This is a genomic window from Roseateles sp. P5_E1, from assembly GCF_054049335.1.
This window is the reverse complement of record NZ_JBFUMN010000002.1, coordinates 183,493-209,148: the sequence shown is the minus strand read 5'-3', so window position 1 is coordinate 209,148 and position 25,656 is coordinate 183,493. Positions and strand designations below refer to the sequence as shown.

The following is a 25,656-nucleotide window of genomic DNA, read 5'->3' as shown; positions in this document are numbered from 1 at the left end:
GGGCGCAACTTACACCGACCGCGTTCTACTTGCTTGAGCGCATGGCGGCACGTGCAGACCTTGGGCCAGACAATTGCCGGTCTCGCCATCTAGCGCGCGGATCCCGTGGGTACGTCCACGGGAACCTCCAGGATGAACGACGCACCTTGCCCAGGGCCATCGCTATGGACGCTCAAGCTGCCGCCCATCTCCTGTGCGGCCAGAACGCAGCTGTGCAAACCAAAGCCATGCCCGTTCTTGCGCGTGGTGAAACCATGAGAGAAAACGCGGGTCAGATTCTCCGGCGCGATGCCTTCGCCGTTGTCCGTCACCGTGATGCGCAGCACAGGCCCTTCCATCAAAACAGCACCGAGCGTAATGAAGGCGCGTTTGTCCGCGGTCGCGCTCAACGCTTGTTTGGCGTTGCTGATCAAGTTCACCAGTACCTGCAACACGCGATGCCGATCCAGTAAGAGAGCGGGCAAGGTCGGGTAGTTTTTTACAACATCCACTTTGTGACGCGTCAGCGCAACCGTGTGCATGCGCAGCGCGTCGTCCAGCAGTTCGTCCACCTTGGCGGATTCGACAACACGCGGCGTGCCTGCATATGACTGCTGGGTTGCGATGACCTGTTTGATATGTTCCACGCTGCCGCACAGCGCGCCCAGTTCAGTCGTTATGGCTTCGTGCTCACCCTCGAGTGTTCGAGCCAGTTCACGCAAATAGGTGGGCAGCAGCTTGCCTTTGCTGTCCTGCGTCAGGAACTGCCCCAAATCCTCGGTATGCGCATCCATCAAAGCCACGGAGCGGGCGAGTCCCTTGAGCTTGGATGCCCGCAACTGGGCGCCAATCAAGTCGGCCGATACGTTGACGCTGTTGAGAACGTTGCCCACGTTGTGCAAAACGTTGGTTGCGATCTCTGCCATGCCGGCGAGGCGTGCCGCAGTCAGCAGTTGGGCCTGCACCTCTTCAATTTTTCGCTCGGCTTCCTTCAGTTCGGATATGTTTTTTGACGTTCCGAAGGTCCCGATCAGTTGACCATGCCGGTCTCTCCAGGGGCTTTTGGTGGTGAGATACCAAACAACGCGCCCATCGGGATGGACGGTTTTCTCGCTCTTTTCGACGATGGGTTTTCCGGTCCGGAGGATTTCTTCTTCATCATGGCTGAATTCACTCGCCCTGTCCTGGCCGTAAAGGTCTGCATCGGTTTTGCCGATCACATATTTTTCAAACTCATCCACGTTGGCCAAATGCGGCGGGAGTGCGTCTTCATCCGTGCCGGGATGTACTGCGCGGTAGCGGCTGATCGATAGTCGCAGCAGGTTATGCAGCTCTGAACGGCTTATTTTGACGAAGCGTGATTTCAAATCCTTGAAGAAGATGGAATCAGGCGAATTCTCCATCAGCGTGCTCAGCAAATCGTGGTGATATGCCAGCGCTGCTTCCGACTGCTTCAGCGCAGTAATGTCCTTGGAGATGCCGAAGGTGCCGATGATGACTCCTGCACTGTTGCGCAGCGGCATTTTGGTACTCAGCGTCCAGGACTCGGCGCGGCCATCCTTCCAGGTTTCCTTCTCCGCTTTGCCAATCATCGGTTGGCCTGTGCGCAGTATTTCCTGTTCATCCTCATAGGCGGGGCGCGCATGCTCTTCGGAAAAAAAATCGAAATCTGTCTTGCCTACCAATGCCGCCGGCGACGCGGCCCCGAATTGCAACGCCTGGGCTTTGCTGCATTTGAGAAAACGGGACTGCATATCTTTGAAATAAATATGATCGGGTGAGTTGTCCAGGAGTGTGCGCAGCAAATCTTGCTCATTGATCTGGGACGCATCCACTGGGCTCTCTGCCGCTGTCGTCTCTGCCGACGAGTTCACGCCTTGATGCGCCTCGGCAAACTGTTGCAAATGCCACTTCTCTGTCAGGGAATGTGACAGCTGGATGACTTCGACGCGGTCAAGAGGCATTTGAAGCGTCAGCCACCTGCTATTCGTTGCTCCCATGGCTTCGAATAACGAGTCAGAAGAAGAATCGAGCCGCTCCGCGCAAAGCACGATCTGAACGCTGGGATCAATTGCCCAAATTTGAGGGGCTATTTCGACCGCTGTCCATGCCTTCGTTTGAGAGGCGCCTATGAATACCAAGGTATAAGGTTGTGAGGCCAGCAGGGACTGCTGCATAAGGGCAAGGCTGTCGGGGGTGTCGCGGGCGCAGTCCAGTTCGAATTTCCCTTGCGCATGGGCATCTTCGACCAACATGTTGCGAAAGGCGCCGTGAGTGTCGGGATTGCTGTCCACGACGAGAATACGGCCCTTGTTTGGGGCAGGCCATGTTTTCATGATGGGTTGCCTTGCATGAAGTGGCTTCAGATATCGGACACTGGCACTTCGGCTTGCGTTTTTGTCTGTCGCACGGGCAGCGTGACGCGAAACGTGGTGCCTTGACCCACGACACTTTCCACGTCGATGCGGCCGTGGTGTTTCTGCACGATGCCGTAGGACACCGATAGCCCGAGCCCCGTGCCTTTGCCAACGGGCTTGGTGGTGAAGAAGGGCTCGAAAATATGCTTGAGCGTGTCGGGTGGTATGCCAGTGCCCGTGTCGGCCACCTCCATCCACACGTGCGCCCCTTCGGCTCCCGTTCGAATGGCGATGCGGCCACGTTTTTCACCAATGGCGTGAGTCGCATTGACCACAAGGTTCATCACCACCTGATTGATCTGTGAAGGCAGGCATTCAATATTGGGAATGGCGCCATATTCCTTGACCAGATCGGCCTTGTACTTGATYTCGCTGGCGACGATGTTCAGCGTCGAATCGATGCCCTGGTGCAGATCGGCTGATTCCCAGTCTTGCGACGAATCAATGCGGGAAAAGTCCTTCAGATCCTGGACGATCTGGCGCACCCGCACAATGCCTTGCTTGGATTCTCGTATGAGCACTGGAATGTCTTCTTTCAAGAAGTCCAACTCCACACGTTCACGCAGTGCGCGCAGATTTGCAATCACCTCGGGTGCCGTGATGCTGGTTTCTGCGTGTTCATAGGCGGCAATCAGCTCGAATAGTTTTCCGATATATCCATCCAAGGTGCCATGGTTGGAGAAGATATAGCCGATCGGATTGTTTATCTCATGCGCGACACCTGCCGCAAGCTGACCGATGGAGGCCAGCTTTTCTGATTGGATCAATTGCCCTTCCAGATGCTTGCGCTCCCTTATCTCGTTCTGTAAAAATTCGTTGACGGTGAGCAGTTCACTGGTGCGTTCCCGTACCGCGTCTTCCAAAAGGGTGCGGTGCGCCGCCGCATCCTGCATCATTTGCCATTTGGTGGTGAGCGCCGTGGCCAGTTGGAAGACCTCGATGGAATCAAAGGGTTTTTTGAGGATCAGCAGACGGTCGGACACGTCCAGGCGCGCCAAGATATCGGCCCACGAACCGTCGGCATATGCCGTGCAAATAACGACCTGCAAACGTGGGTCGCGCTGCCATAGATGTTCAATGGTTTGCACACCATCCCAGCCGGGCGGCATGCGCATATCCACGAAGGCCATGGCATAGGGCCTGTTTTCGTGGAGGGCGGCCTCTAATCTTGAAAGCCCCTCCTGCCCCTGATAGGCAGAATCGAGTTCAAAGGCGATTTGGGGGAGCGCGCTGTCCTCTTCGCCAAACAAAGCTGCTTCCACGGCGCTGAGTTGCGCGTGTTCCGGCGCTTGCGGCATGAGGATCTTTCGAAAATCCTCGTGGATTGCAGGCATGTCATCCACCAACAGGATGCGACGGTTTTGCGGGGTCTTCATCGCTGGCCCTCCGGATTGGGGACTGATTTTTCAGAATAATTAGAGCAGATTTCCGTAAGGGTATGTCGCGAATGAGATACTGGCTGTGCGCCCGTCTTATGGGAGTGGATTGAAATTTCTGACCGATTGGGCCCATTAGGACGCAGGGCTTCGCTCCTCCGCTCATTACTGGCTGCTGCATCCAGTGCGCAGTGCGCACTTGGCAGCGGCCCGAAGTGGCGGTCATGGTGGGCCCATGTGCGGCCCGGTGTTCGGAAGCGGGACTTGCCGGGTTGGGCTCACTTGAAGTCCCGACTCTCCGTCGGCAACCGGCCCAGCAGCGGGTTGAGGTTGGTGAAGCCCTGCGCCAGCAGGTGGCGCACATCGCCGTCGCCGCGCTGCCAGACGCCTTCCACGGCCAGCAGCCGTGCGCCGAGGATGGTGCTGCGGTGCTCTTCATAGACCTTGGGCCAGACGATGACCTGCACGTTGCCGGTCTCGTCCTCCAGCGTGACGAACAGGGTGCCCTTGGCCGTCTGCGGCTTCTGCCGCCCGGTGACGATGCCGCAGGCCTTGGCGCGGCGGCCGCTCTTGACGGCGTCGAGCTGCTGGGCGCTGAGCAGCCCTTGCTTGGACAGGCGTGGGCGCAGCAGGGCCAGCGGGTGGCGGCGTAGCGTCAGGCCCGTGGCGGCGTAGTCCCACAGCACCTCCTCGCCCTCGGCGGCGGCGGGCAGTTCGAGGTCGTCCTCGGGCAGCAGGCTGCCCTGCAGCAGCTCCGGCATGGCATGCAGGGCCGAGGCCTGCCAGACCTGCTGGCGGCGATGGCCGGCCAGCGACGTCAGTGCATCGGCGGCGGCGAGCTGTTGCATGTCTTGCTGCGTCAGGCGGGCTCGGAAGGCCAGGTCCTGCGGGTGGGCGAATTCGCCGTCGCGAGCGCGAGCCTGCTCGATGCGCTCGGCCGCCTCGTCGCCCAGGCCGCCGACGAGGCGCAGGCCCAGCCGCACGGCGGGTTGGTGCTCGCTCGGTCGGGGCTCCAGCGTGCTGTCCTTGTTGCTGTGGTTCACGTCGATGGCGCGCACCTCGACCTCATGCCGGCGCGCGTCCTGAATGAGCTGGCTGGGCGTGTAGAAGCCCAGCGGTTGCGAGTTCAGCAGCGCGCACAGGAAGGCTGCGGGCTCGTGGCATTTGAGCCAGGAGCTGACATAGGTCAGCAGCGCGAAGCTGGCGGCATGGGACTCGGGGAAGCCGTAGGAGGAGAAGCCCTTGATCTGGCTGAAGATGCGCTCGGCAAACGCGTCCTCATAACCTCGTTCTCGCATGCCCTTGACGACCTTGTCGTAGTACTTCTCCAGCACGCCGGGGCGCTTCCACGCGGCCATGGCACGGCGCAGCTGGTCAGCCTCCCCGGYGCTGAAGCCCGCGGCAATCATGGCCACCTGCATGACCTGCTCCTGGAAGATGGGCACACCACGGGTACGCCACAGGGCTTCCTTCAGCGCCTCGCTGGGGTACTCCACCTGGTCTGCCGGCAATGCGCGGTTCTTCAGATAGGGGTGCACCATGCCGCCCTCGATCGGCCCGGGGCGGACGATGGCGACTTCCACGACCAGGTCGTAGTAGTCGCGCGGCTTCAGCCGCGGCAGCATCGACATCTGGGCTCGCGATTCGATCTGGAACACACCGATGGTGTCGGCCTTGCAGATCATGTCGTAGGTGGCGGTGTCGTTGTCGGGGATGGTCAGGTCGATGGCCGTGCCGCGCATCGGGTTGACGAGATCGAAGCAACGCCGGATGGCGCTGAGCATGCCCAAGGCCAGCACGTCGACCTTCATCATCTTCAGCTCGTCGATGTCGTCCTTGTCCCACTCGATGACGCTGCGGTCCTTCATCGTCGCGTTCTCGATGGGAACGAGACGCTCGAGCGAGCCTTGCGTCAGCACGAAGCCGCCCACGTGCTGGGAGAGGTGGCGGGGCAGCCCGTTGAGCTGGCGGCCCAGAGTGATGAGTTGCTGAAGCCGGGGATCGTCGTCCGGCAAGCCAAGCTGCTGCAGCAGCTCGAGGCGGTGTTCTTCGGGCAGCACCTGGGTGGACCAGCCGCTGTGGTCATTGCTCATCACTTCGAGCTGCGCCTCGCTGAAGCCCAGCGCCTTGCCGACATCCCGGATCGCGCTTTTGGGCCGGTAGCAGATGACGACGGCCGTCAGTGCGGCACGGTCGCGGCCGTATTTCTTGTAGAGGTGCTGGATGACCTCCTCGCGGCGCTCATGCTCGAAGTCGACGTCGATGTCCGGCGGTTCGTTGCGCTCGCGGCTGATGAAGCGCTCGAACAGCAGCGTGCTGCGGTCGGGGTCCACCGATGTGACGTGCAGGCAGTAGCAGACCACGCTGTTGGCGGCCGAGCCGCGACCCTGGCAGAGGATGCCGATGCTGCGCGCGAAGTCGACCACATCGGCAACGGTCAGGAAGTAGTGTTCGTACGCCAGCTCCTCGATCAGTTCCAGTTCGTCCTCGATGCGGCGCTTGAATTTGTCGGGCACACCGCCCTTGGCTTCTGGCCAGCGCTTGTAAGCACCGGCATAGGTCAGATCGCGCAGGTGCTGGCGCGGCGTGCGACCGGCAGGCACGACCTCGCTGGGGTAGCGGTAGCTGATCTCGTTGAGGCTGAACGTGCAGCGAGCCGCCACCTGCGTCGTCTCTCGCATCAACGCTTGCGGATAGATCTGCGAGATCCGGTAGCGGCTGCGCAGATGGCGCTCGGCGTTGGGCTGCAGGTCGAAACCGCACTCGGCCACCGTGCGGCCCAGGCACGTGGCCGTCATCACGTCCTGCAGCGCCTTGCGCGAGCGCACGTGGAAGTGCACGTCACCGGCTGCAACCAGCGGCAGCGCCGTCTCCTCGGACAGCGCCTGCAGCCGCTGCAGCCACAGCGCATCGCTGGCCTCGCGCAGCAGCTCGACGGCGATCCAGGCGCGGCCGGCGAAATGGCGCAGCACCCAATGCGCCGCCGGCGCCAGCTCGGCATCTGGGGCCTCGCGCGGCAGCACGAGCAGGGCCAGGCAGTCGGACAGTTTCTCGGGTGAGATCTGGCGCCAGTGCAGCGTGTACTCGCCTTTGACCGGGCTGGCACGCCGCAGCCGGGTGATGAACTGGCTGAGATTGCCGTAGCCGTTGAGGTTCTGCGCCAGCAGCACGAGCTTGAAGCGCGGCGTGCCGGTGTCGTCGCGCACAAGGAACTCGCTGCCGATCAGCAACTGCATCAGCTGCGGTTGCGCAATGTCGTCTTCGGTCTGGCCCGCCTCGCGTGCAACCTCTTTCAGGGCGTGGTGCGCTGCCTCGCGCATCTCCCGCAATTGCTTGTGCGCGCGCACGACGCCCGCCAGCGAGCATTCGTCGGTGATGGCCAGCGCTTCGTAGCCCAGGTCGCAGGCACGCTCCACCAGTTCGGCCGGCTCGGACGCGCCACGCAGGAAGCTGAAGGCCGACAGGCAGTGCAGCTCGGCATACCGCGGCACGTCGGTGCGCGAGCCGGGCTGGGCCCGTTGCCACCCATCGGCGGCGCGGCGCAGGTCGGCTTCCGAGGCGATTCCCTGCTCGCGCAGCATCGCCAGCCGCTCGTCGCGGTCCGACATCGGCGGCGTCATGCGAAGACCCCATGCAGGAACCATCCCGATGTGGCCGTTGCCGCGTCCGGCAGGCGCTCGTGATAGACCCACAGCAACCCGCGCGCGGCGCTGCGGTAGACGAAGTAGTCGCGCGTCTGCAGGCCGCCGCGGCCCTCCCACCACCCGGCCTCGATGCGGTGCGGGCCGCTGATTCGCGCCAGCGGCCCGGCGTACAGCGGTTGTTCCTGCGCATCGCAGCGCAGTGGCTGTGGTGGCTCGACGAGCCAGGTCGGCTGCGGCCCTGGTGGAGAGCGCACAGCTACGGAAGGCGGTGCTGGCCAAGGTTGCCAGCGCTGCATTTCGGCCAGCCGATGGTCTTCGCGCAGCCGGCCTTCGCGCACATGGTCGGCGCCCAGGCGCACCGACAACCGCTCCAGCAGCGCATTCGTCGTCGTGCGCTCCTGCGGATCGGCGGGGCCGGGCAACAGGCTGCTGCTGCCTTCCTCCAGCGGCAGCACGGTATCGGCGCTGAGGCGGATTTCGCCGGCTGGCGCGGCCAGTGTCATGCGGCCCAGGTGTTCGGACAGCAGCCTTGTAAGCCGCCTCAGATCGCGCGTCGTGTCCGCCGTGGCCACGGTCAGCTCGCCGCTGTCGGCCACGTCGCGGGGGCGCATCGCGTCGTGCTGCCAGGCCAGTCGCAGCGCACGCACACCGGCATGGCGGGCGGCGAGGAAGGCGCAGAGCTGGCGCAGCAGGGTTTCAGCAAAGTGCAGCAGCACGGGCGCGTGCTCGACGCGGTAGGGCAGCTCCAGCCGGGCGTCGAAGCGATCGGGCAGGGTCAGCCAGCTGTGCATCTCGGGCAGGTCGCCATAGGCCTGGTCCAGCGCCGTCAGCAGCGCCGGGCCAAAGCGCTTGGCCAGTGCCGGGCGAGGCAGCCGGCGCAGCTCGCCCAGGCGCGTGCAGCCCAGGCGGGCCAGCATGGCGTGATGGGCTTGGGCGGCGCTCAGTGCCGATAACGGCAGCGCGTCCAGGCGCTCGCTCAGGCGGCCAGGATTGATGTCGCTGCAACGCGCCAGTGCCAAGGCGCCCAGCGCTGTCGGCGCCCAGGCCATGTCGCCCAGGGCCAAGCCGGCTTGTGTTGCCTGCGTCTGCAGCCGCTGCCGCAACGCCCGTGCGCCGCGGAACAGCCGCAGGCTGGCCGACACCTCGGCCACCACCGCTTCCTCCAGCCGCGCAACGCGCGGCGTGAAGCTCAGCGCCAGCCAGCCGAGGGCGTCAACATCGCCAATATGACCTGTTGACCCCCAGGGCAGGGCTGCGCCCTGCCCGCCCCCCGAGGGGGTCAAGGCAACTTGGGGCGGCCCGGCGTTGCCTTGGGCATCAGGCCTGCAGCACAGGGCGAGCCAGCGCATGAGGGCGCTCCATCGGAGGGCTGGCCGGAGCCGGCGCGGGCTCCGGCATGGGGGCAGGCAGGGGCTTGCGCTTGGCGGCAGTCAGCAGCGGTTCCACCGCGCCGGGCACGGCGGGCAGTTCAAGCCAGCCCTCGTGCGCGGGCCCGCGGCGCTTGAGCAGGTGCACGGCCAGGTCCCAGCCCTCGCCCGGCTGCACGATCAGGCGCAGCGGCGCGGCCGAGGACTGCTGCTGCACGCGCTCCGGCCGCATCAGGAAGGCCGGCGCATCGGAACTCAGCGCATTGACCTGCAGGCGCCGGATCTGCTCCGGCCGCGCCTCGGGCAGCCAGGCCAGCACGGCCACGCGCGACTTGATGGCCTGCTCGGCGGCCCAGAGCGCTTGAGCCGGCGTGCTGGCCTCCACCCAGATCAGTGCCGAGGGTGGCAGGCCCAGGGCCTGCAGGCCCGGCAGATGGGGCGTGTGGGGCGGGTTGATGAGCAGCAGCGAACGCAGCGCCGACGTGACCACGCGTCCGCGACGGCCGGGAGCGGCCGCCGGCAGGGCCTGGGCCGCCCACCAGCCGCTCAGCGCCGGCGCCAGCAGCCGCCACTCCAGCACGCCGGGCTGCGGCGTCAGCAGCTCGGTGACGGCTCGCAGCGGCCAGCCGCCGCCGGGCAGCTCGGCGTCCAGCGCCGCAAAGCCACTGGCCAGCGTCGGGTCGGCGGCGGTGCTCAGGCTGCTGCCGCGCCACAGCCGCCCCTGCAGCCGGGCGTCGTCCAGCGGCAGGGGGACGAGCGGGGGCCGCAAGGCAGCGCAAGGGACGCAGGAGGCGAGAGAAGCGGACAACATGGCCAGGAAACAGGCAGGTCGGGGGAAGAATCCGGAGCTTGAATGAGATCACAAGACTGTATGTGCATCCAGTATTTTTTGGCAATCGACCCCACCTTGGCGCTAGCATTTCACGGCGTTCCTGGAGAACCGCCATGCAACTCGCCCCGCTGATCTGCGTCCATGACGTGTCCGCCAGCAGCCGCTGGTATCAGCGCTTGCTGGAGTGCCACAGCGGCCACGGCGGCGACGAATACGAACGCCTGAACGCGCCCGACGGCCATTTGCTGCTGCAGTTGCACCGCTGGGAGGTCGATCACGATCATGGGCCTCTTGGCGACGTCGAGTTGCGCCCCTATGGCAACGGCGTGCTGCTGTGGTTCGAGCTGGCTGACTTCGACGCCGCCGTGGAGCGGGCGACAGCGCTGGATGTCGACGTCGTCAGGCCGAAGCGCTGGAGCCAGAACGGCAACTGGGAGTTCTGGCTGCGCGACCCCGATGGCTATGCCGTGGTGTTGACGAGCCCACTGCCCTGAGCGAATCAGGCGAAGCCGTCGCCATCGAAGTTGACCTCGTCCTCGTCACGGGCCAGCGTCGGGGTGCTGCCCTTGGGCCGCATCGCTTCCAGCTGTTCCCTCAGCTTGGCCACTTGGTCCAGCCAATAGTTGGGCGTGCCAAACCAGGGGAAGGCGAGAGGGAAGGCCGGGTCGCCCCAGCGGCGAGCCAGCCAGGCGCTGTGGTGGATCATGCGCATTGTTCGCAACGGTTCGATCAGGCGCAGTTCGCGATCATCGAATTCGGCGATCTGCTCGTAGCCATCGAGCACGGCGTTGAGCAGGCTGCGTGCAGCATCGGGCTCGCCGGGCAACAGCATCCACAGGTCCTGCACCACCGGGCCATTGACGGCGTCGTCGAGGTCGACGAAGTGCGGCCCGCGGTCAGGCGTCCAGAGGATGTTGCCGGGATGGCAGTCGCCATGCAGGCGTGTCAACTGCAAGTCGGGCAGGCTGTCAAAGGCGGCCTGGATGGCATCAATGCAGCGGCGTGCGGCCTCGTCCCAGGCGGGTGCGATCTCGGGCGGGATGGCGTCGTTGCCCATCAGCCAATCGCGTGCGGCCTGGGCGGGCGCGGCGCTGGCCCAGGCCAGGCGTTCGGCAAAGGGCTTTTGGCGGCCGACGCCGTGCAGGCGAGCCAGTAGCCGGCCGATCCAGCGCAGCACTTCGGGGTCTTCCAGCTCCGGCCCGCGCCCACCCTGGCGCGGCGTGACGGCCAGGCGCTGGCCCTGATAGTGGAAAAGGGTGGAACCGCCCTCCAGCGTCCACGGCGCCGCGACGGGCACCTCGGCGGCGGCGAGCTCGGTGGCGAAATCGTGTTCTTCCAGGATCTGCGCATCGCTCCAGCGCGCCGGGCGGTAGAACTTGGCGACAGCCGCGCCGCCGTCCTCCAGGTGCAGCATCAGCACGCGGTTCTCGAAGGAGTTGAGCTGCAGCAGCCGGCCGTCGGCACGCAGGCCGGCGGCGTCCAGGGCGTCGAGCATGAACTCCGGCGTCAGGTCGCCGAAACTGAGATCAGGGGTCGCGTCATGCATCCGGCGAGTGTCGCCGGTTGCAATCAACTCCGACGGGGACGCTGGGTGGCGTAGCGCGGCGCATCGACGACGACGCCGACGATGTCGTCCATCATGGCCTCCTCGTCGGCGTCATCGAGCACCGGCAGATTGCGCGGGTTGTAGCGCGCCGGGTCGAGGTTGCGTGAGGACAGACGGCGCTGTGGATGCGGCGCGGCGGGCTGGGCCGGCATGCGCGGATGGCGGTCGCGCTCTCGGTCCCCATAGCCGTCATTGCCGCCACTGAAGACGCCAGCGTCCTGCCACAGCGGCAGAGGCTGGGAGAACTGCCCCCAGTCGCTGCCGAATTCGTCCTCGCTGCTGCCCATGCGGCGGCGCGGCGGCGTCGATGTGGCTGCCGGTGCGGGGAGCGGGCCGCGTGAATTGCTGCTCTGGGGCACCAAAAGCTGCAGCTCGGCGACGCTGGGCAGCTGGTCCATCGCGCAGCGCAAATAACGCACGCGGCAGGCGGAGAGCACGGCATGCTTGATCTGCAGGCTGCGCGGCGTAACGCCGCGCTCGCCCTCGAGGTCGATGGCGGCCAGCACGCGACCATTGGGGCTGCAGACCGCGAAGGTCACATGCGAGGCGCCGAGCAGGTCGAACCAGTAGCGCACTTCCTTGGCCTCGGTCGGCTGGCAAAACCGCACCAGCGGCAGCTTGGACAGCACGACGTGGTGGGGCAGGGCCTCGCGCAGCAGCCGGAAGACACGGCGCTCGTCGGTCGTGAATACAGGCCGCGCCGTGAGTGACCACTCCGCCGGCAAGCCTTTATTGGCGTACGCAGGTCGGCGCAGCGCCCAGATCAGGCTGATGGCCAGACCCAGGACGCAAACAGCCAGCGCGGCGATCCAATAAATGGCGTACGGCATACCCTGAAGGGATTTCGGCGGATGACGCCGACCTTGTTTTCTCGCGGCGCAATGGTCGGGCAATGTAGCGCAACGTCCCTAAAAGGAATTACTCGCTAGTCCCGATTCCCCCGGGCCTGAGGGGGAGCATGCCTGGGAAAACGGCCGTTAGCCCGTCATTTATTCCTTGGCGGCGCGGCCGGGAGATTCGAAATGGGCTTTGACCTCGGCAACGCTGTCGACAAATCCACTCAGCACTTGAGCCTGGCGCTTGAACTGGAAATCCAGCTCGCCCAGATGCCGCTCCAGTGCCTGCTCGACCTGGGAGCTGAATGATTCGGGTGGCAGGCGCAGATAGGCCGCGGATTCGCTGCCGTCGCGCTCGACGATGGCGCCAGCCGCTGCCGCAATGCGCAGCATGGGACGGTTTTCGCTCAGTGCGTGGATGAACAGGGTGTCGATACCCCGGTTGCGGGCATGCAAGCCCGCGGCGTCGAAAAGCCGCCGTCCCAGGCCCCGGCCGCGCGACTGCGGCAGCACGGAGACGCCGAACTCGGCCATCGTGCGGCTGGGCTCATCCGGCATCGGTTGCCCATAGGCCAGATGGGCCAGGGCGATCAGGTGCAGGCGGCGGTTGAAGATGCCCAGCACCTCGTCGCGGGCAAAGTCGATGCTGAGGGCGTATTTGCGAATCTGCTCGTCCGAAGCCGGGTACCCGAAGCGCAAGTAACGGTCCTGCGGCTCCAGCGCCAGCAGGTGGTCAATGATGCGATGGCGGTGGCGGCGCGCGAGTGAGCGAATTGGCACCCAGGTGGAAAGGAGCTCCAATGCAGCCCGGGCCTTGGCCAGCGGGCCTGCCGGTTCGGCCGGTTCGGCCGGGGCGGCTGCCGGCGCAATCGGGTCGAGGCCGAAGGCCGACAGCTCATGGCCCTCGCCCGCCGCGGCTTCGGCGAGGGGAGGAGAGGCGGCGGACGGGGGCTTGGGCATGGCGGGCACTGCAAAGGTATGGCAAGGTTAACGCCTCGGTCCTTTTCAAACCATCGGCCGCACTGCTACACTCGTGGGCTTTTCCGTCAAAAGGCTGCGGGAAAGAGCCGTGTTGAGAGGCTGTGCATCAGACACAAGCACCGAGACCGGTCGAAGTTCAGCCATCTATTGCCGGTTTCAGCAGTTTGAAGCCGGCGCAGCGAAAGCAACTCATGAAGACCTTCAGCGCCAAGCCGGCCGAGGTGACGCACGAGTGGTTTGTGATTGACGCCACCGACAAGGTGCTCGGACGTGTTGCCAGCGAAGTGGCACTCCGTTTGCGCGGCAAGCACAAGGCCATTTACACGCCTCACGTGGATACCGGTGATTTCATCGTCATCGTCAATGCCGAAAAGCTCCGTGTCACGGGCAACAAGGCCACCGACAAGGTGTACTACCGTCACAGCGGCTTCCCCGGCGGCATCTACGCCACGAAGTTCAAGGACATGCAAGCCAAGCACCCCGGCCGCGCGCTGGAAAAGGCCGTCAAGGGCATGCTGCCCAAGGGCCCGCTCGGTTACGCCATGGTCAAGAAGCTGAAGGTCTACGCAGGCCCGACGCACCCGCATACCGCCCAGCAGCCCAAGGCTCTCGAGATCTAAGGAACGGCCATGATCGGAAACTGGAATTACGGTACGGGCCGTCGCAAGTCGTCGGTCGCTCGCGTCTTCATGAAGAAGGGCACGGGCCAGATCATCGTCAATGGCAAGGCCATCGACGCTTACTTTGGTCGTCAGACGTCCATCATGATCGCCAAGCAGCCCCTGCTGCTGACGAACAATGGTGAAGCCTTCGACATCAAGGTGAACGTGCACGGTGGTGGCGAATCGGGTCAAGCCGGCGCCCTGCGCCTGGGCATCACCCGCGCGCTGATCGACTACGACGCAGCCCTGAAGCCCGAACTGAGCCGCGCCGGCTTCGTCACGCGTGACGCGCGTGAAGTCGAGCGTAAGAAGGTCGGYCTGCACGGCGCCCGTCGCAGGAAGCAGTTCAGCAAGCGTTAATTTCTGCGCTTGGACACAAAAGGCCGCTTCGAGCGGCCTTTTGTTTTTGCGCGGACAATCCCCATATTCGTCTCTGGACAGATTCACAGGAGCCTCGCCATGAGCGCCGTGCTTGATACCCCCGTCACCGACATTCCCGTGCCCCTGGTGTTCACCGACAGCGCCGCCGACAAGGTGCGCGACTTGGTGGCCGAGGAAGGCAACCCGGACCTGAAGCTGCGCGTTTTCGTGCAGGGTGGTGGTTGCTCCGGCTTCCAGTACGGCTTCACCTTCGACGAGGCCGTCAACGACGACGACACGCAGATGCAGAAGAATGGCGTCACGCTGCTGATCGACTCGATGAGCCTGCAATACCTGATGGGTGCCGAGATCGACTACAAGGAAGACCTGCAGGGCGCCCAGTTCGTCATCAAGAACCCGAACGCCACGACGACCTGCGGCTGCGGCTCCTCCTTCTCGGTCTGAGCCTTCGCTCAACCCTCGCTGACAAGCCGCCTCCGGGCGGCTTTTTCATTGCCGACCCATGGCACCTCCCTTGCCGTCTCCCGACATGGATCAGGAACGCAAGCAGCGCATGCTGCTGTGGCTGGTGGCCCTCGGCTTCTTCATGCAGACGCTGGACGCCACCATCGTCAACACGGCGCTGCCGGCAATGGCGCGCAGCCTGGGCGAAAGCCCGCTGCGCATGCAGTCCGTCGTCGTCGCCTATTCGCTGACGATGGCCATGCTGATCCCGGCCACGGGCTGGGTGGCGGACCGCTTCGGCACGCGCCGCATCTACGTCGGCGCAATCGTCCTCTTCGTGATCGGCTCGGTGCTGTGCGCGTTGGCGCCCAGCCTGGACGCCCTGGTCGCCGCGCGTGTCGTGCAAGGCGCTGGTGGCGCGCTGCTGCTGCCGGTCGGACGCCTGGTCGTGCTGCGCACCTTCCCGCGCGAGCGCTTCCTGCAGGCGATGAGCTTCGTTGCCATTCCCGGCTTGGTCGGCCCGCTGATCGGCCCAACGCTGGGCGGCTGGCTGGTGCAGGCGGCGTCCTGGCACTGGATCTTTCTGATCAACCTGCCGGTCGGCCTCATCGGCGCCTTGGCCACGTTGCGCTACATGCCAGCACCTGCGCCGGTCGCGGTCGGGCGCTTTGATCTGACGGGCTATCTGCTGCTGGCCTTCGGCATGGCCGCGGTCTCGCTGGCGCTGGACGGCCTGTCGGGCCTGGGCTTGCGCCAGGCTTCGGTACTGATGTTGATGATCTTCGGGCTGGCCAGCCTGACGACCTACTGGCTGCATGCCCTGCGCCGGCCCGACCCGCTGTTTTCGCCCCGGCTGTTTCGCATCGGTGCGCTGCGCATCGGCCTGCTCGGCAATCTGTTCTCGCGCCTGGGCAGCTCCTGCATGCCCTTCCTGATCCCGCTGCTGCTGCAGGTGACCATGGGCTATTCGCCCGCCCAGGCCGGCATGATGATGTTGCCCGTGGCCCTGGCCAGCATGTCGATGAAGCGCGTGACGACACCGCTCATCCGGCGCCACGGCTACCGGCGTGTGCTGGTCGTCAACACCTTGCTGGTCGGGCTGACGATGGCGAGCTTCGGCTTCGCCACCCCTGGGCAGCCGCTGGTGGTGACTGTCGTGCAGCTGGCACTCTTTGGCGCCGTCAACTCGATGCAGTTCACCGCGATGAACACGCTGACGCTGAAGGATCTCGAGCCCGACAACGCGAGCAGCGGCAACAGCCTGCTGTCCATGGTGCAGATGCTGGCCATGGGCATGGGTGTGGCCGCGGCGGGCGCGGTGCTGGCGGCCTTCACAGCGCACTTCGGCATGGACGGTGTGCAGACGCTGCAGGCCTTTCGCGCCACCTTTGTCTGCATGGCCCTGATCACGATGGCCTCGGCTGGCATCTTCGGCCAGCTCGAATCGGGCGACAGCCACGTGGCGCTGGCGATCAAGCAGCAGGACCCGCCCGAACCGGGCTGAGCCCGCGCTGTCAGGCGGGGTAGAGCGCCCCCAGCAGGCGCGTGCCTGCTGCGCCTGTGACGGCGGGCAGATTGCCCGGCCGGCGCTGGACAAAGCACCGGGCCAGCCAGGCGAAGGCCGCCGCTTCGACCTGGTCGACCGGCAGGCCGTGCGCGGCGCTGGTCTGCACGACCACGCCGGGCAGCAGCGCCGCCAGGCGGCCCATCAGCACGCCGTTCAAGGCGCCACCGCCGCAGGCGGTCAAAGTACTAGCCTGCGGCATGGTGGTGTGCAGGGCGTCGGCCACGCAACGGGCGCTGAGCTCCAGCAGCGTCGCCTGCACATCTTCCGGCGCGAGACCCGGCGCCAGCTTCGCGTCCAGCCAACGCAGATGAAAAAGATCCCGCCCCGTGCTCTTGGGCGGCGGCAACGCGAACCAGGGTTCGGCCAGCAGCGCTTCAAGCAGTTCGGGCAGCACGCGGCCTGTCGCGGCCCAGGCGCCGTCGGCGTCATAGGCCAGGCTGCGGTGGCGGGCGATCCAGCCATCCATCAGGCAGTTGGCCGGGCCGCAGTCGAAGCCGCCGGTGCGGCCGTCGGCATGCAGCAGGCTGAGGTTGCTGATGCCGCCGAGATTGAGCACTGCCACGTCCGCCTGCGCTGCACCGAAGACGGCGCGGTGGAAGGCCGGCACCAGGGGTGCGCCCTGGCCGCCCGCGGCCACATCGCGGCTGCGCAGGTCGCAGATGACGTCAATGCCGGCCTGCTCGGCCAGCAGGGCGCCGTTCAGCAGTTGCGTCGTGTAGCCGTCGAAGCCGTCCGGGCGGTGGCGCACCGTCTGGCCATGAGCGCCCAGCGCCGCAATCTGCTTGCGTGGAACGCCCGTGGCTTCAAGCAACTGCGAGACGACGTCGGCATAGGCACGGGCTACCGCATTGGCAGCCAAGGCGGCGCGATGCAGCTCGTTACCGCCAGGTGCGTTCAGTGCCAACAACTCGTCGCGCAGCGCGTGGGAGAAGGGGGCATGCACATGGCCGGTGACGGCCAGCGCATCGGCGTCGAAGAGGACGCCATCAATGCCGTCGAGCGAGGTGCCCGACATCAGCCCGATGTAGAGCTGACGGAGCTCAGTCGGCGGCTGAGACGCCATCCATGGTCTCGGCCACGGCCAGTTGGGTCTTGACGCTGGCGACGGTCTGCAGGAACTGCGACTTGGCGTAGTTCGGCAGCGTGATCGCCTCGGAGGCGCGAGCGATGGTGCGTGGGTCCATGTGGCGGCCGCCGACGCGAAACTCGAAGTGCAGGTGCGGGCCGGTGGCCMWGCCGGTCGAGCCGACGGCACCGAGCTTCATGCCCTGTTCGATGCGCTGGCCCTTCTTGACGTCAATGCGGCTCAGGTGAGCGTAGACCGTGCTGCGGTCGCCGGCGTGGCGCACGTGCACGACATTGCCAAAGCCGTTCTGCCAGCCGGCCATTTCGACCGTGCCATCGCCCACCGACCGCACGGCCGTGCCGGTCGGCGCACCGTAGTCGACACCGTTGTGCTGGCGCCAAGTCTGCATGATGGGATGGAAGCGCATCGCGAAGCCGCTGGTGATGCGCGAGAACTCCATCGGGCTGGCCAGGAAGGCGCGACGCTTGCTCGTACCGTCAAAGCCGAAGAAGCTGCTCTTGCCGGTGGCGTTGTCCTTGAAATAGACGGCCGAATAGGTGCGGCCGTTGTTCGTGAACTCGCCAGCCAGCAGGCGGCCGACGCCGCCGTCCCACGGGACCGGCTCGCCGTCGGCGGTCAGCGTCTCGTAGACGATGCTGAAGCGGTCGCCCTTGCGCAGCTCGCGGTGGAAGTCGATGTCGCCCGAGAACATGTCGGCCATCTGCGAAGCGATGGCGTCGGGGATGTTGGCGTCGTCGGTAGCGGCGAACAGCGAGGTGCGGATGGTGCCGCTGCCCAAGGCCACCTGGGTCTGCAGCGGTGCCGTTTCGGTGCGGGCGGTGAAGCGGGCGCCGACGCGCTCGATCGTCAACCGGGTGAAATGACTTGCTTGCTGCTCGACCTTTTCGGCCGGGAAGCGCATAACGATCTTCTGCACCTGGCCGGAGGCGTCGGCTGTCAGGTGGACCATCTTGCCGGCGCGGCCCTGCAGCACGCGCCGGCCCAGCGGGTCGGTGCGCAGGAAGGCCGCGGCGGCCGGATCGAAGGCGCCGGCACGCTTGAGCAGGCTGTCAGGGGTATCGCTGGAGCGGGTGGCTTCGGCGCGGGTCAGGCCGACGGCGTGCGTGGCCAGCTCCTCGAGCTGACTCTCCACATCGGGCGTGGCCAGGGTCTCGACCAACGTGCGCTTGGGCAGCTCGGCGGCGTCAGGGGCCAGCGGCGCGATGCCGAAGGCGGTCACGGCGAAGCAACTCAGCAGGCCGACGACGGTGGCCGTCAGCGCACGCGGATGCCGGGCGGCAAAGGCCTCGGCATGCTGCAGGCTGGCTTGGACTTGCTTCAGGCGGTTCTTAACAGTCACTCTCGCTGTCACTCTCGGTATTCCCGGGGTTGTCGCTGGGGCAATCCCGGCCGAGCCGGTTCAGCGCTGAGGCCGCTCGTGGGCGGCCCTTAAAATCCCTGGATTGGTTGTGTTGAAACAACACCCCCAAACGAAGGGTGAATTCTAACGGCTTTGTCCTACCTGGCATGCCGGTTAACCCCGATGGATCAATAACTTAACGTTTCGCCCGGTTTGCTGCCGGGCGCCGATGCGCCATGTCCGACGCTCCGCAATTCCCCATCACCGATGCTGTCCTCGAAGCCCTGGCCGTCACGCGCCGCGGCGTGGACGAGCTGCTGCCGGAGGCCGAGTGGACGAAGAAGCTGGCCCGCTCCGCCGCCACGGGCGTGCCGCTGCGCATCAAGCTGGGCCTGGACCCGACGGCGCCCGACATCCACGTCGGTCACACAGTTGTCTTGAACAAGATGCGCCAATTGCAGGACCTGGGTCACCAAGTCATCTTCCTGATCGGCGACTTCACCTCGCTGATTGGCGATCCGTCCGGCCGCAACGCCACCCGCCCGCCGCTGACCAAGGAACAGATCCAGGCCAACGCCGAGACCTACTACGCCCAGGCCAGGCTGGTGCTGGACCCGGCGCGCACCGAGATTCGCTACAACTCCGAGTGGAGCGAGCCGCTGGGCGCGGCCGGCATGATCCAGCTGGCGAGCAAGTACACGGTCGCCCGCATGATGGAGCGCGACGACTTCACCAAGCGCTTCGCGGCCCAGACGCCGATCTCGGTGCACGAGTTCCTCTACCCGCTGATGCAGGGCTACGACTCGGTGGCGCTGAAGAGCGACCTGGAGCTGGGTGGCACCGACCAGAAGTTCAACCTGCTGATGGGCCGCCACCTGCAGCAGGAATACGGCCAGGAGCCGCAGTGCATCCTGACCATGCCGCTGCTGGAGGGCCTGGACGGCGTCGAGAAGATGTCCAAGTCAAAGAACAACTACATCGGCATCACGGAGGCGCCGAACACGATGTTCGCCAAGATTCTGTCGATCAGCGACGTACAGATGTGGAAGTGGTTCGAGCTGCTGTCCTTCAAGTCCCTGGCCGAGATCGCCGCGCTGAAGGCCGAGGTCGAGGATGGCCGCAACCCGAAGGACGCCAAGGTCATGCTGGCCAAGGAGATCACGGCGCGCTTCCACAGCGCGGCGGCGGCGGACGCGGCCGAAGCCGACTTCAACAATCGCGCCCGCGGTGGCATTCCTGACGAGATTCCTGAAGTTCAGTTGAGCGGCGCGCCCATGGGCATCGCCCAGGTGTTGAAGGGGGCCGGCCTTGTCGCATCGACAGGCGAAGGCCTGCGCATGGTCGAGCAGGGCGGCGTGCGCCGGGCCGGCGAAGTCATCGCCGACAAGGGGCTGAAGCTTGACGCCGGCGAGCATGTGCTGCAGGTGGGCAAGCGCAAGTTCGCGCGGGTCCTGCTGAGCTAGGGGGCGGGCGAGCCGCCCGTTCGCCGCCGCTCGCTGGCGATTCCCGACGCGTCCTGTCCGTTCGTCGCAAGCCGTTCGCCGGGCTGCGATGGCATCTGCACAGTCCGGGGCATCGCAACCCCAACGACTGCCGCAAATGAATGCCTCCCTCCCCGTCTGGCCCTTCGCCGTCCTGGCTGTCCTGGTGATCCTGGGCTATCGCCAATCGCGTGACCGTGTTGTCCGGCCCGGCACGCTGGCCAAGGTGGCTCTCGCCATGCTGGCGCTGTCGCTGTACGGCGTCACGGCGGCGTTCGGCGCGAGCCTCGTTCCGGTGCTGGCTTGGGCGCTGGCCTTTGCCGCGGTCGTCTTTCTCGGCGGCCCGCTGTTTGCACCGCGCGGCCTGGCAAGGGAAGGCGCCGCCGTGCGCATGCCCGGCAGCTGGGTGCCGCTGGGCCTGATGCTCGGCATCTTCATGACCAAGTTCGGCCTGGGCTTCGCCAACGGCATGGGCGCCCATGTGCTGCAGGAGCTCTGGTTCATCGCCGCGGTGAGCGCGATCCTGGGCCTGTTCAGCGGTGCCTTCGCGGCCCGGGCCACGGCGGTGCATCGCTTCGTCCGCGCCGCTTGATCTCTCAAGCCCATGAAAAAGGGAGGCCGCGGCCTCCCTTTGCTTTCACGGCTTGACCGGCCGCAGATACGGTCCCGGCTTCACCACCTGGACCGGCTGCTCGGCAATCCGGCGCTTCAGCTCGGCCAGCGCCGCATCCAGCTGCGCGTCCTGGCCCATCGCCGTCGCCCGCGGCGGGTTGTCGACCTCGATGTCCGGCGTCACGCCGATGCCCTCGATCAGGAAGCGGCCCTCGGCGTCGATCTGCCCCGTCTCGGCGGCCCGCATGATGCCGTTGTCGATCAGGCGGTTCTGGTCCGACAGCCACGCGCCCGCCCCCGAGCTGCGCTTGCCAATGACGGGGCCCAGCTTGAGGCGCTTGAAGCCCTCGGCGAAGGTCTCGCCGTCGCTGTAGGTGTCCTCGTTCATCAGCACCACCGTGTGGCCGCGGTACACGTTCTGCATATTGGCGTAGACCGGTGCGCCGCCTGGCGAGCGCGGTTGCCAGAAGGCCCAGGCGCGGCGCAGCAGCTTTTCCAGGATCCAGCTGTCGATGTTGCCGCCATTGTTGTAGCGCACGTCGATGATGAGGCCGTCGCGGTCGCTGGCGGCGTAGAACTCGCGCACGAAATCGGCGATGTCGGCCGCGCCCATCGCGCGCAGATGCACGTAGCCGATGCGGCCCTGGGCCGACTGCTCCACGGCGCGGGCGCGGCTGACGCGCCAGTCGTTGTAGCGCAGCTGGTTTTCGCGCGTCTGCGCCACCGGCGTGACGATGCGCTGCACCGTCTTGCCGCTGGCCTGTTTCACCTCCAGCAGCACCTGGCGGCCGGCCTGGCCGCGCAGCAGCTCCAGGATGTGCGGCGCGCTGGCGCTGGGGCGGCCATTGACGGTCGTGATGACGTCACCCACTTGCAGGTTGAGACCGGGCGCGGCCAGCGGCGGTGCCTCGGATGGCAACTCCTGCTCATGCGCATAGATCGCATCGATGCGCCAGCCCTCCGGTGCGCGTGAGAAGCGCCCACCGAGGCCCGCGAGGCCAGGCTCGTCGGGCGCGAGCCGCGTGTCGCCGGCGCCGATCTGGCTGTGYAGGGCGCCCAGTTCGCTGACCATCTGCGCCATCAGCTCGGCGAGCTCGAAGCGGTCGGTCACGCGATCCACCAGCGGCTCGTACTTGGCGCGCACGGCCACCCAGTCGACGCCGTGCATGGCCTTGTCGTAGAAGTGGTCGCGGTGCATGCGCCAGGCGTCGGCAAACATCTGCTTCCACTCGGCGCGCGGTTGCGTGGCGATCTGCCAGTCGGTCCAGCGCACTTGCAGCTTGGCGAGTTCAGCCGGCAGCTTGGGCGCCGCGTCGACGACGAGGATTTCCGGCGCCGCACCCGCGGGCTGGTTGCGCACCAGCATCAGCTTCTTGCCGTCGGCGCTGATGTCGTAGTTGCGCACGTCGCTGGCCAGGATCTCGGCCGAGCCGCCCTGGTTGTCGATGCCAACCGACTTGAGCTGGCTTTTTCCGTCCAGATCACGATCCAGGAACCACAGGCGCTTGCCATCCGCGCGCAGCGCGCGGTAGCTGCCGGCGGTCACGGGCAGCTCGTGGAGGCGCTCGGCCAGGCCTTCGAAAACGATGGCGGGCTTGCCCTTCTTCTCGGCGGCTGGCTTCTTGTCGTCCTTTGGATCAGGCTTGCGCTCGGTCGGCTCCTTGTCGGTGGCCTTCTTGTCCTCGGCGCGCTGCTCGTCGGCCTTCTTCTCGGTGACCGACTCCAGCTCGTCCTTGGCCGCGAACGGCGAGCGCAGGCCCGGCTGCAGGGCCAGCGCGTAGAGCTTGGCGCGAAAGCCGAAGAACGGCCCGGTGTTGCGGTCGCCCCATGTGCTGCCATTGCCCGTCGTCGCGAAGTTGCGGTTGGACGCGAAGTACAGCCATTGCCCGTCCGGGCTGAAGGTGGCGCTGTCGCTGTCGTAGCGGTCACTGGTCAGCGTGTGGGTGCGGCCATCGGCCGTGCTGTAGAGCTGCAGCTGGCTGCGGTCGGCATGGCGCAGCGACAGCGTCCAGGCCAGGGCCTGGCCATCGGGACTCCAGCCCTGCAGCTGCGGCGCGTCGCCAAGGGCGCTGCGAGCGATCTCGCGTGTTGTCTTGGCCTTCAGGTCGGTCAGCCAGATGCCGCCTTCCTTGTCGGTATGCGCCAGCCAGCGGCCGTCGGGCGAAGGGAGCAGGTCGCGGCGCTGCGTCGTTGCGCCGCTGGTGATGCGTTCGGGTTGACCCGTGCCATTGGCCGCGAAGCGCCAGATCTCGGTCTCGCCGCTGAAGTCGCAGACGGCAAAGACGCTCTTGCTGTCGCTGCTGAATTCACCCTTCTTGCAGCTGCCGTCGGCCGGCTGCGGCAGCTCAGCGCGGCGCAGCTGCTGCACGCCCTGCGTCGCGAGGTGACCGCGCGCGGCCAGCAGCACGCGCTCGCCATTGGGAGCGAAGGATGTGTCGGTCAGGAAGTCCTGCGGCTTCTTGATCCAGCGCTCGCGCTGCTGGTCGAAGTCGCCGCCCAGGCTGATGTCGAGCTTCTTCGCGCCCGCGCTCTGCGCGAGGTCGACGAGGTAGAGGTCCGCGCCCACCGCATAGACGACACGGCTGCCGTCGATGGATGCGTGGCGGATGTCCCAGCCCTTGTGCGTGGTGTGCTGGCGCATGTCACCGCCTTGGGCATTGACCGACCAGATGTTGACCGTGCCTTCGCGGTCCGACAGGAAGGCGACGCGCTCCGCGCCACTGACGCGGTAGGGCAGGGGACGGCGATCGTTGTTGCCCTCGGCGATCAGCGGTTTTGCTTCGGCCTTGTCCGTCAAGTCCAGCGCCCACAGCCGCGCGATGGCGCCGCCGCGGTACTGTCGGGCGTTGTCGCTGCGCAGGCCGCTGCGCGTGAAATAGAGCGTCTTGCCATCGGCGCTCAGCGCGGCGTCGCTGGCCTGGCCGACGGGCAGCTGGCGGCGCTGGCCAGTCTTCACGTCGATGGCGAAGAGCTGACTGCCGGGACGGGCGTCCAAGCCGGTGTAGAGGACTTCGCCGGCGGCCGTGAAGCCCCAGACGCGCATGCCGCCGCCTTCCCAGGTCAGGCGCTTCGGCGGGCCGCCGGCCACCGGCATCAGGTAGATCTCGGTGCCGCCGTCGTACTGCGCCGTGAAGGCCAGCCATTGCCCATCGGGCGACACGGCGGGCTGGGTCTCCTGGCCGCTGTGCGTGGTCAGCCGCTGGGCTTCGCCGCCCTGCGTGCCGACGCGCCAGAGGTCGCCCTCGGCGACGAGATAGACGGCATCGCCACCCAGTGTGGGCTGGCGATAGAAGCCGCTGGTGCCGGCCCAGGCGCTCGTGGCGCACAGGACCGCAGCGAGCGCGGCGAGACGGAAGCGGGGCATGGGGCTCTCCTGATGAGGGTCGCCATTGTGTTGTTAGGGGAATGGAGGGCGATTCGTCACATCGGGTGAATCCGTAGAGCCTCTGAGCGCGTAACAGCGCTCAGATGCCAAGACGGCATTGCCATACAGGATGCCCCCGATGAAAGCTCGTCTCACCCGCAGCGCCGTGGGCGCAGCGCTGCTCTGCCTGGCCGTTGGCGCCCAGGCTTCCAGCCACCGCGAAGCGCCCTTCATCACGACCGTGCCCAAGGTCGACGCGACGGACTTCTACATGTTCAACAGCTACGAGACCGGCCGYGCCGGCTACGTGACGCTGATCGCCAACTACCAGCCGCTGCAGGACGGCTATGGCGGCCCGAACTATTTCTCGATGGACCCCAACGCGCTCTACGAGATCCACGTCGACAACGTTGGCGATGCCAAGGGACACCTGACCTTCCAGTTCCGCTTCAAGAACACGCTGTCCAACAGCGGTGCCGGCACGTCTTTAAGCGTCGGCGGCAAGATGGTCGGCATCCCGTTGATCCAGTCGGGCGCGGTGGCCAACGTCAAGGACGCCAACCTGCAGGTCAACGAGAGCTACACGCTGACCGTGGTGCGCGGCGACCGCCGCAGCGGCACGGCCCAGGCGGTGGTCCATGCCACCAGCGGTGCGGCCAGCTTCGACAAGCCGGTCGACAACATCGGCAAGAAGACCATCGCCGACTATGCGAGCTATGCGGCCAAGCATGTCTACCCCATCACCATCCCCGGCTGCAGCACGCCGGCCAAGGTCTTCGTCGGCCAGCGCCAGGACCCGTTTGCCGTCAACCTCGGCACCATCTTCGACCTGGTCAACGCGCCGGTCTCCGTCATCACCGACCCGTCGCTGATCAATGCCGCGCCCAACACCATCGACGACAAGAACGTCACCACGCTGGCGCTGGAGGTGCACAAGGACTGCCTGAAATCCGCGACCGACGATGTCATCGGCGGCTGGACCACGGCCAGCCTGCGCCAGGGCCGCCTGCTCGATCCCAAGCCGGGCTCGGGCCATCAGGCCAGCGAGAAGGCCGGCGGCGCCTGGGTGCAGGTCTCGCGCCTGGGCATGCCCCTGGTGAATGAAGTCGTTATCGGCCTCAAGGACAAGGACAAGTTCAACTCCTCCAAGCCCAAGGACGACGGCCAGTTCGCCGACTACGTGACCAACCCGACGCTGCCAGCCTTGCTGGAGATCGCGCTGGCCCTGCCCAACACCGCGCCGACCAACTTCCCGCGCAACGACCTGGTCACCACCTTCCTGACCGGCATCAAGGGTGTCAACCAGCAGAAGACGGTCACGGCCTCCGAGATGCTGCGCCTCAATACGGCAATAGCTGCCGTGCCCTTCGCTCAACAAAACCGTTTGGGCATCGTCGGCAACATCCTCGCCGCAGGCAACGACAACGCCGGCTACCCGAACGGCCGCCGTCCCAAGGACGACGTCGTCGACATCTCGTTGGTGGCCGTCATGGGCGGCCTGTGCGTGGCCAACGGCGACACCGACAAGCTCGGCTTCGGCGCGGCCTGCAAGCCCAGCGTGGTGCCCCTGGGTGCCACGACTTTCAAGCTGCATGACGCGGTCGATCAGGCCGTCGTGCCCTTGCTGAGCGGCTTCCCCTACCTCAACACGCCTGTCTCGGGCACCAAGTGAAAGGGGCCG

The 25,656-nt window shown here is 66.0% G+C and carries 19 protein-coding genes; 8 read left to right on the top strand and 11 right to left on the bottom strand.

The window, feature by feature from the left end:
• Nucleotides 1-89: 89 nt before the first annotated feature.
• The 5 genes from ACXJKJ_RS03615 to ACXJKJ_RS03595 all read right to left on the bottom strand — a co-directional run bounded on the left by ACXJKJ_RS03615 (nucleotide 90) and on the right by ACXJKJ_RS03595 (nucleotide 9,552).
• The gene (locus ACXJKJ_RS03615) at nucleotides 90-2,315 is read right to left on the bottom strand and encodes a PAS domain-containing protein (protein ID WP_457389128.1); all 2,226 of its coding nucleotides are present in this window, start codon (nucleotides 2,313-2,315) and stop codon (nucleotides 90-92) included.
• A 26-nt stretch (nucleotides 2,316-2,341) separates the two neighbouring features.
• Nucleotides 2,342-3,772: an ATP-binding protein gene (locus ACXJKJ_RS03610; RefSeq protein WP_457389127.1), complete on the bottom strand. Its 1,431-nt coding sequence runs from the start codon at nucleotides 3,770-3,772 to the stop codon at nucleotides 2,342-2,344.
• A 278-nt stretch (nucleotides 3,773-4,050) separates the two neighbouring features.
• Nucleotides 4,051-7,392 (bottom strand): error-prone DNA polymerase, encoded by a 3,342-nt coding sequence (locus tag ACXJKJ_RS03605; RefSeq protein WP_457389126.1) that lies wholly within the window; start codon nucleotides 7,390-7,392, stop codon nucleotides 4,051-4,053.
• Nucleotides 7,389-8,765 (bottom strand): Y-family DNA polymerase, encoded by a 1,377-nt coding sequence (locus ACXJKJ_RS03600; RefSeq protein ID WP_457389125.1) that lies wholly within the window; start codon nucleotides 8,763-8,765, stop codon nucleotides 7,389-7,391. Before ACXJKJ_RS03600 ends, ACXJKJ_RS03605 begins: the two co-directional genes overlap by 4 nt.
• Nucleotides 8,734-9,552: a translesion DNA synthesis-associated protein ImuA gene (locus tag ACXJKJ_RS03595; protein ID WP_457321753.1), complete on the bottom strand. Its 819-nt coding sequence runs from the start codon at nucleotides 9,550-9,552 to the stop codon at nucleotides 8,734-8,736. Before ACXJKJ_RS03595 ends, ACXJKJ_RS03600 begins: the two co-directional genes overlap by 32 nt.
• A gap of 176 nt (nucleotides 9,553-9,728) precedes the next feature.
• Between ACXJKJ_RS03595 and ACXJKJ_RS03590 the strand changes: the two genes are divergently transcribed.
• Nucleotides 9,729-10,109, top strand: a complete 381-nt coding sequence (locus tag ACXJKJ_RS03590; protein ID WP_056203148.1) for a VOC family protein — start codon at nucleotides 9,729-9,731, stop codon at nucleotides 10,107-10,109.
• A gap of 5 nt (nucleotides 10,110-10,114) precedes the next feature.
• On the opposite strand, the gene ACXJKJ_RS03585 is transcribed toward ACXJKJ_RS03590, so the two are convergent.
• From ACXJKJ_RS03585 to ACXJKJ_RS03575, 3 genes are all read right to left on the bottom strand, one after another.
• Nucleotides 10,115-11,161 (bottom strand): serine/threonine protein kinase, encoded by a 1,047-nt coding sequence (locus ACXJKJ_RS03585; RefSeq protein WP_056203151.1) that lies wholly within the window; start codon nucleotides 11,159-11,161, stop codon nucleotides 10,115-10,117.
• A gap of 23 nt (nucleotides 11,162-11,184) precedes the next feature.
• Entirely contained in the window at nucleotides 11,185-12,051 is an 867-nt protein-coding gene (locus ACXJKJ_RS03580) for a DUF2726 domain-containing protein (RefSeq protein WP_056203154.1), read from the bottom strand.
• Between the two features lie 159 nt (nucleotides 12,052-12,210).
• Nucleotides 12,211-13,017 carry an N-acetyltransferase family protein gene (locus ACXJKJ_RS03575; RefSeq protein WP_457389124.1) on the bottom strand — a complete coding sequence of 269 codons (807 nt, stop codon included), beginning with the start codon at nucleotides 13,015-13,017 and terminating at the stop codon, nucleotides 12,211-12,213.
• Nucleotides 13,018-13,229: 212 nt separating this feature from the next.
• Here ACXJKJ_RS03575 and rplM point away from each other — a divergent pair, with 212 nt between their 5' ends.
• The 4 genes from rplM to mdtD all read left to right on the top strand — a co-directional run bounded on the left by rplM (nucleotide 13,230) and on the right by mdtD (nucleotide 16,029).
• Nucleotides 13,230-13,658 (top strand): 50S ribosomal protein L13, encoded by a 429-nt coding sequence (rplM, locus tag ACXJKJ_RS03570; protein WP_056203159.1) that lies wholly within the window; start codon nucleotides 13,230-13,232, stop codon nucleotides 13,656-13,658.
• Nucleotides 13,659-13,667: 9 nt separating this feature from the next.
• A complete protein-coding gene (gene rpsI, locus ACXJKJ_RS03565) occupies nucleotides 13,668-14,060 on the top strand; it encodes a 30S ribosomal protein S9 (protein WP_056203161.1) in 393 nt (130 codons plus the stop codon).
• 99 nt (nucleotides 14,061-14,159) lie between these two features.
• On the top strand, nucleotides 14,160-14,525 hold the full coding sequence (erpA, locus tag ACXJKJ_RS03560) for an iron-sulfur cluster insertion protein ErpA (RefSeq protein WP_056203164.1): 366 nt from the start codon (nucleotides 14,160-14,162) through the stop codon (nucleotides 14,523-14,525).
• A 58-nt stretch (nucleotides 14,526-14,583) separates the two neighbouring features.
• The gene (gene mdtD / locus ACXJKJ_RS03555; RefSeq protein ID WP_056203167.1) at nucleotides 14,584-16,029 is read left to right on the top strand and encodes a multidrug transporter subunit MdtD; all 1,446 of its coding nucleotides are present in this window, start codon (nucleotides 14,584-14,586) and stop codon (nucleotides 16,027-16,029) included.
• A gap of 10 nt (nucleotides 16,030-16,039) precedes the next feature.
• Here the strand turns inward: mdtD and ACXJKJ_RS03550 are convergent, their stop codons facing one another.
• Together ACXJKJ_RS03550 and ACXJKJ_RS03545 are read right to left on the bottom strand one after the other, a co-directional pair.
• Nucleotides 16,040-17,155, bottom strand: a complete 1,116-nt coding sequence (locus ACXJKJ_RS03550) for an anhydro-N-acetylmuramic acid kinase (RefSeq protein ID WP_457389123.1) — start codon at nucleotides 17,153-17,155, stop codon at nucleotides 16,040-16,042.
• Nucleotides 17,133-18,518, bottom strand: coding sequence for a peptidoglycan DD-metalloendopeptidase family protein (locus ACXJKJ_RS03545; protein WP_457389122.1), 1,386 nt, complete (start codon nucleotides 18,516-18,518; stop codon nucleotides 17,133-17,135). Before ACXJKJ_RS03545 ends, ACXJKJ_RS03550 begins: the two co-directional genes overlap by 23 nt.
• Nucleotides 18,519-18,754: 236 nt before the next feature.
• On the opposite strand from ACXJKJ_RS03545, the gene tyrS reads away from it, so the two are divergent.
• The gene (gene tyrS, locus ACXJKJ_RS03540) at nucleotides 18,755-19,981 is read left to right on the top strand and encodes a tyrosine--tRNA ligase (RefSeq protein ID WP_457389121.1); all 1,227 of its coding nucleotides are present in this window, start codon (nucleotides 18,755-18,757) and stop codon (nucleotides 19,979-19,981) included.
• Nucleotides 19,982-20,069: 88 nt separating this feature from the next.
• Nucleotides 20,070-20,591: a DUF6622 family protein gene (locus ACXJKJ_RS03535; protein ID WP_457389120.1), complete on the top strand. Its 522-nt coding sequence runs from the start codon at nucleotides 20,070-20,072 to the stop codon at nucleotides 20,589-20,591.
• Between the two features lie 45 nt (nucleotides 20,592-20,636).
• Here the strand turns inward: ACXJKJ_RS03535 and ACXJKJ_RS03530 are convergent, their stop codons facing one another.
• Nucleotides 20,637-23,975, bottom strand: a complete 3,339-nt coding sequence (locus ACXJKJ_RS03530; RefSeq protein ID WP_457389119.1) for a S41 family peptidase — start codon at nucleotides 23,973-23,975, stop codon at nucleotides 20,637-20,639.
• 139 nt (nucleotides 23,976-24,114) lie between these two features.
• On the opposite strand from ACXJKJ_RS03530, the gene ACXJKJ_RS03525 reads away from it, so the two are divergent.
• Nucleotides 24,115-25,647 carry a DUF4331 domain-containing protein gene (locus tag ACXJKJ_RS03525; protein ID WP_457389118.1) on the top strand — a complete coding sequence of 511 codons (1,533 nt, stop codon included), beginning with the start codon at nucleotides 24,115-24,117 and terminating at the stop codon, nucleotides 25,645-25,647.
• Nucleotides 25,648-25,656 lie beyond the last annotated feature (9 nt).

Bases quoted from the DNA above. Each gene is read 5' to 3' on its own strand.
- ACXJKJ_RS03590 (WP_056203148.1), top strand. From the start codon at position 9,729: ATGCAACTCGCCCCGCTGATCTGCGTCCATGACGTGTCCGCCAGCAGC.
- mdtD (WP_056203167.1), top strand. From the start codon at position 14,584: ATGGCACCTCCCTTGCCGTCTCCCGACATGGATCAGGAACGCAAGCAG.
- ACXJKJ_RS03615 (WP_457389128.1), bottom strand. From the start codon at position 2,315: ATGAAAACATGGCCTGCCCCAAACAAGGGCCGTATTCTCGTCGTGGAC.
- ACXJKJ_RS03600 (WP_457389125.1), bottom strand. From the start codon at position 8,765: ATGCGCTGGCTCGCCCTGTGCTGCAGGCCTGATGCCCAAGGCAACGCC.
- rplM (WP_056203159.1), top strand. From the start codon at position 13,230: ATGAAGACCTTCAGCGCCAAGCCGGCCGAGGTGACGCACGAGTGGTTT.
- erpA (WP_056203164.1), top strand. From the start codon at position 14,160: ATGAGCGCCGTGCTTGATACCCCCGTCACCGACATTCCCGTGCCCCTG.
- ACXJKJ_RS03535 (WP_457389120.1), top strand. From the start codon at position 20,070: ATGGCATCTGCACAGTCCGGGGCATCGCAACCCCAACGACTGCCGCAA.
- ACXJKJ_RS03575 (WP_457389124.1), bottom strand. From the start codon at position 13,017: ATGCCCAAGCCCCCGTCCGCCGCCTCTCCTCCCCTCGCCGAAGCCGCG.
- tyrS (WP_457389121.1), top strand. From the start codon at position 18,755: ATGTCCGACGCTCCGCAATTCCCCATCACCGATGCTGTCCTCGAAGCC.
- ACXJKJ_RS03550 (WP_457389123.1), bottom strand. From the start codon at position 17,155: ATGGCGTCTCAGCCGCCGACTGAGCTCCGTCAGCTCTACATCGGGCTG.
- ACXJKJ_RS03585 (WP_056203151.1), bottom strand. From the start codon at position 11,161: ATGCATGACGCGACCCCTGATCTCAGTTTCGGCGACCTGACGCCGGAG.
- ACXJKJ_RS03580 (WP_056203154.1), bottom strand. From the start codon at position 12,051: ATGCCGTACGCCATTTATTGGATCGCCGCGCTGGCTGTTTGCGTCCTG.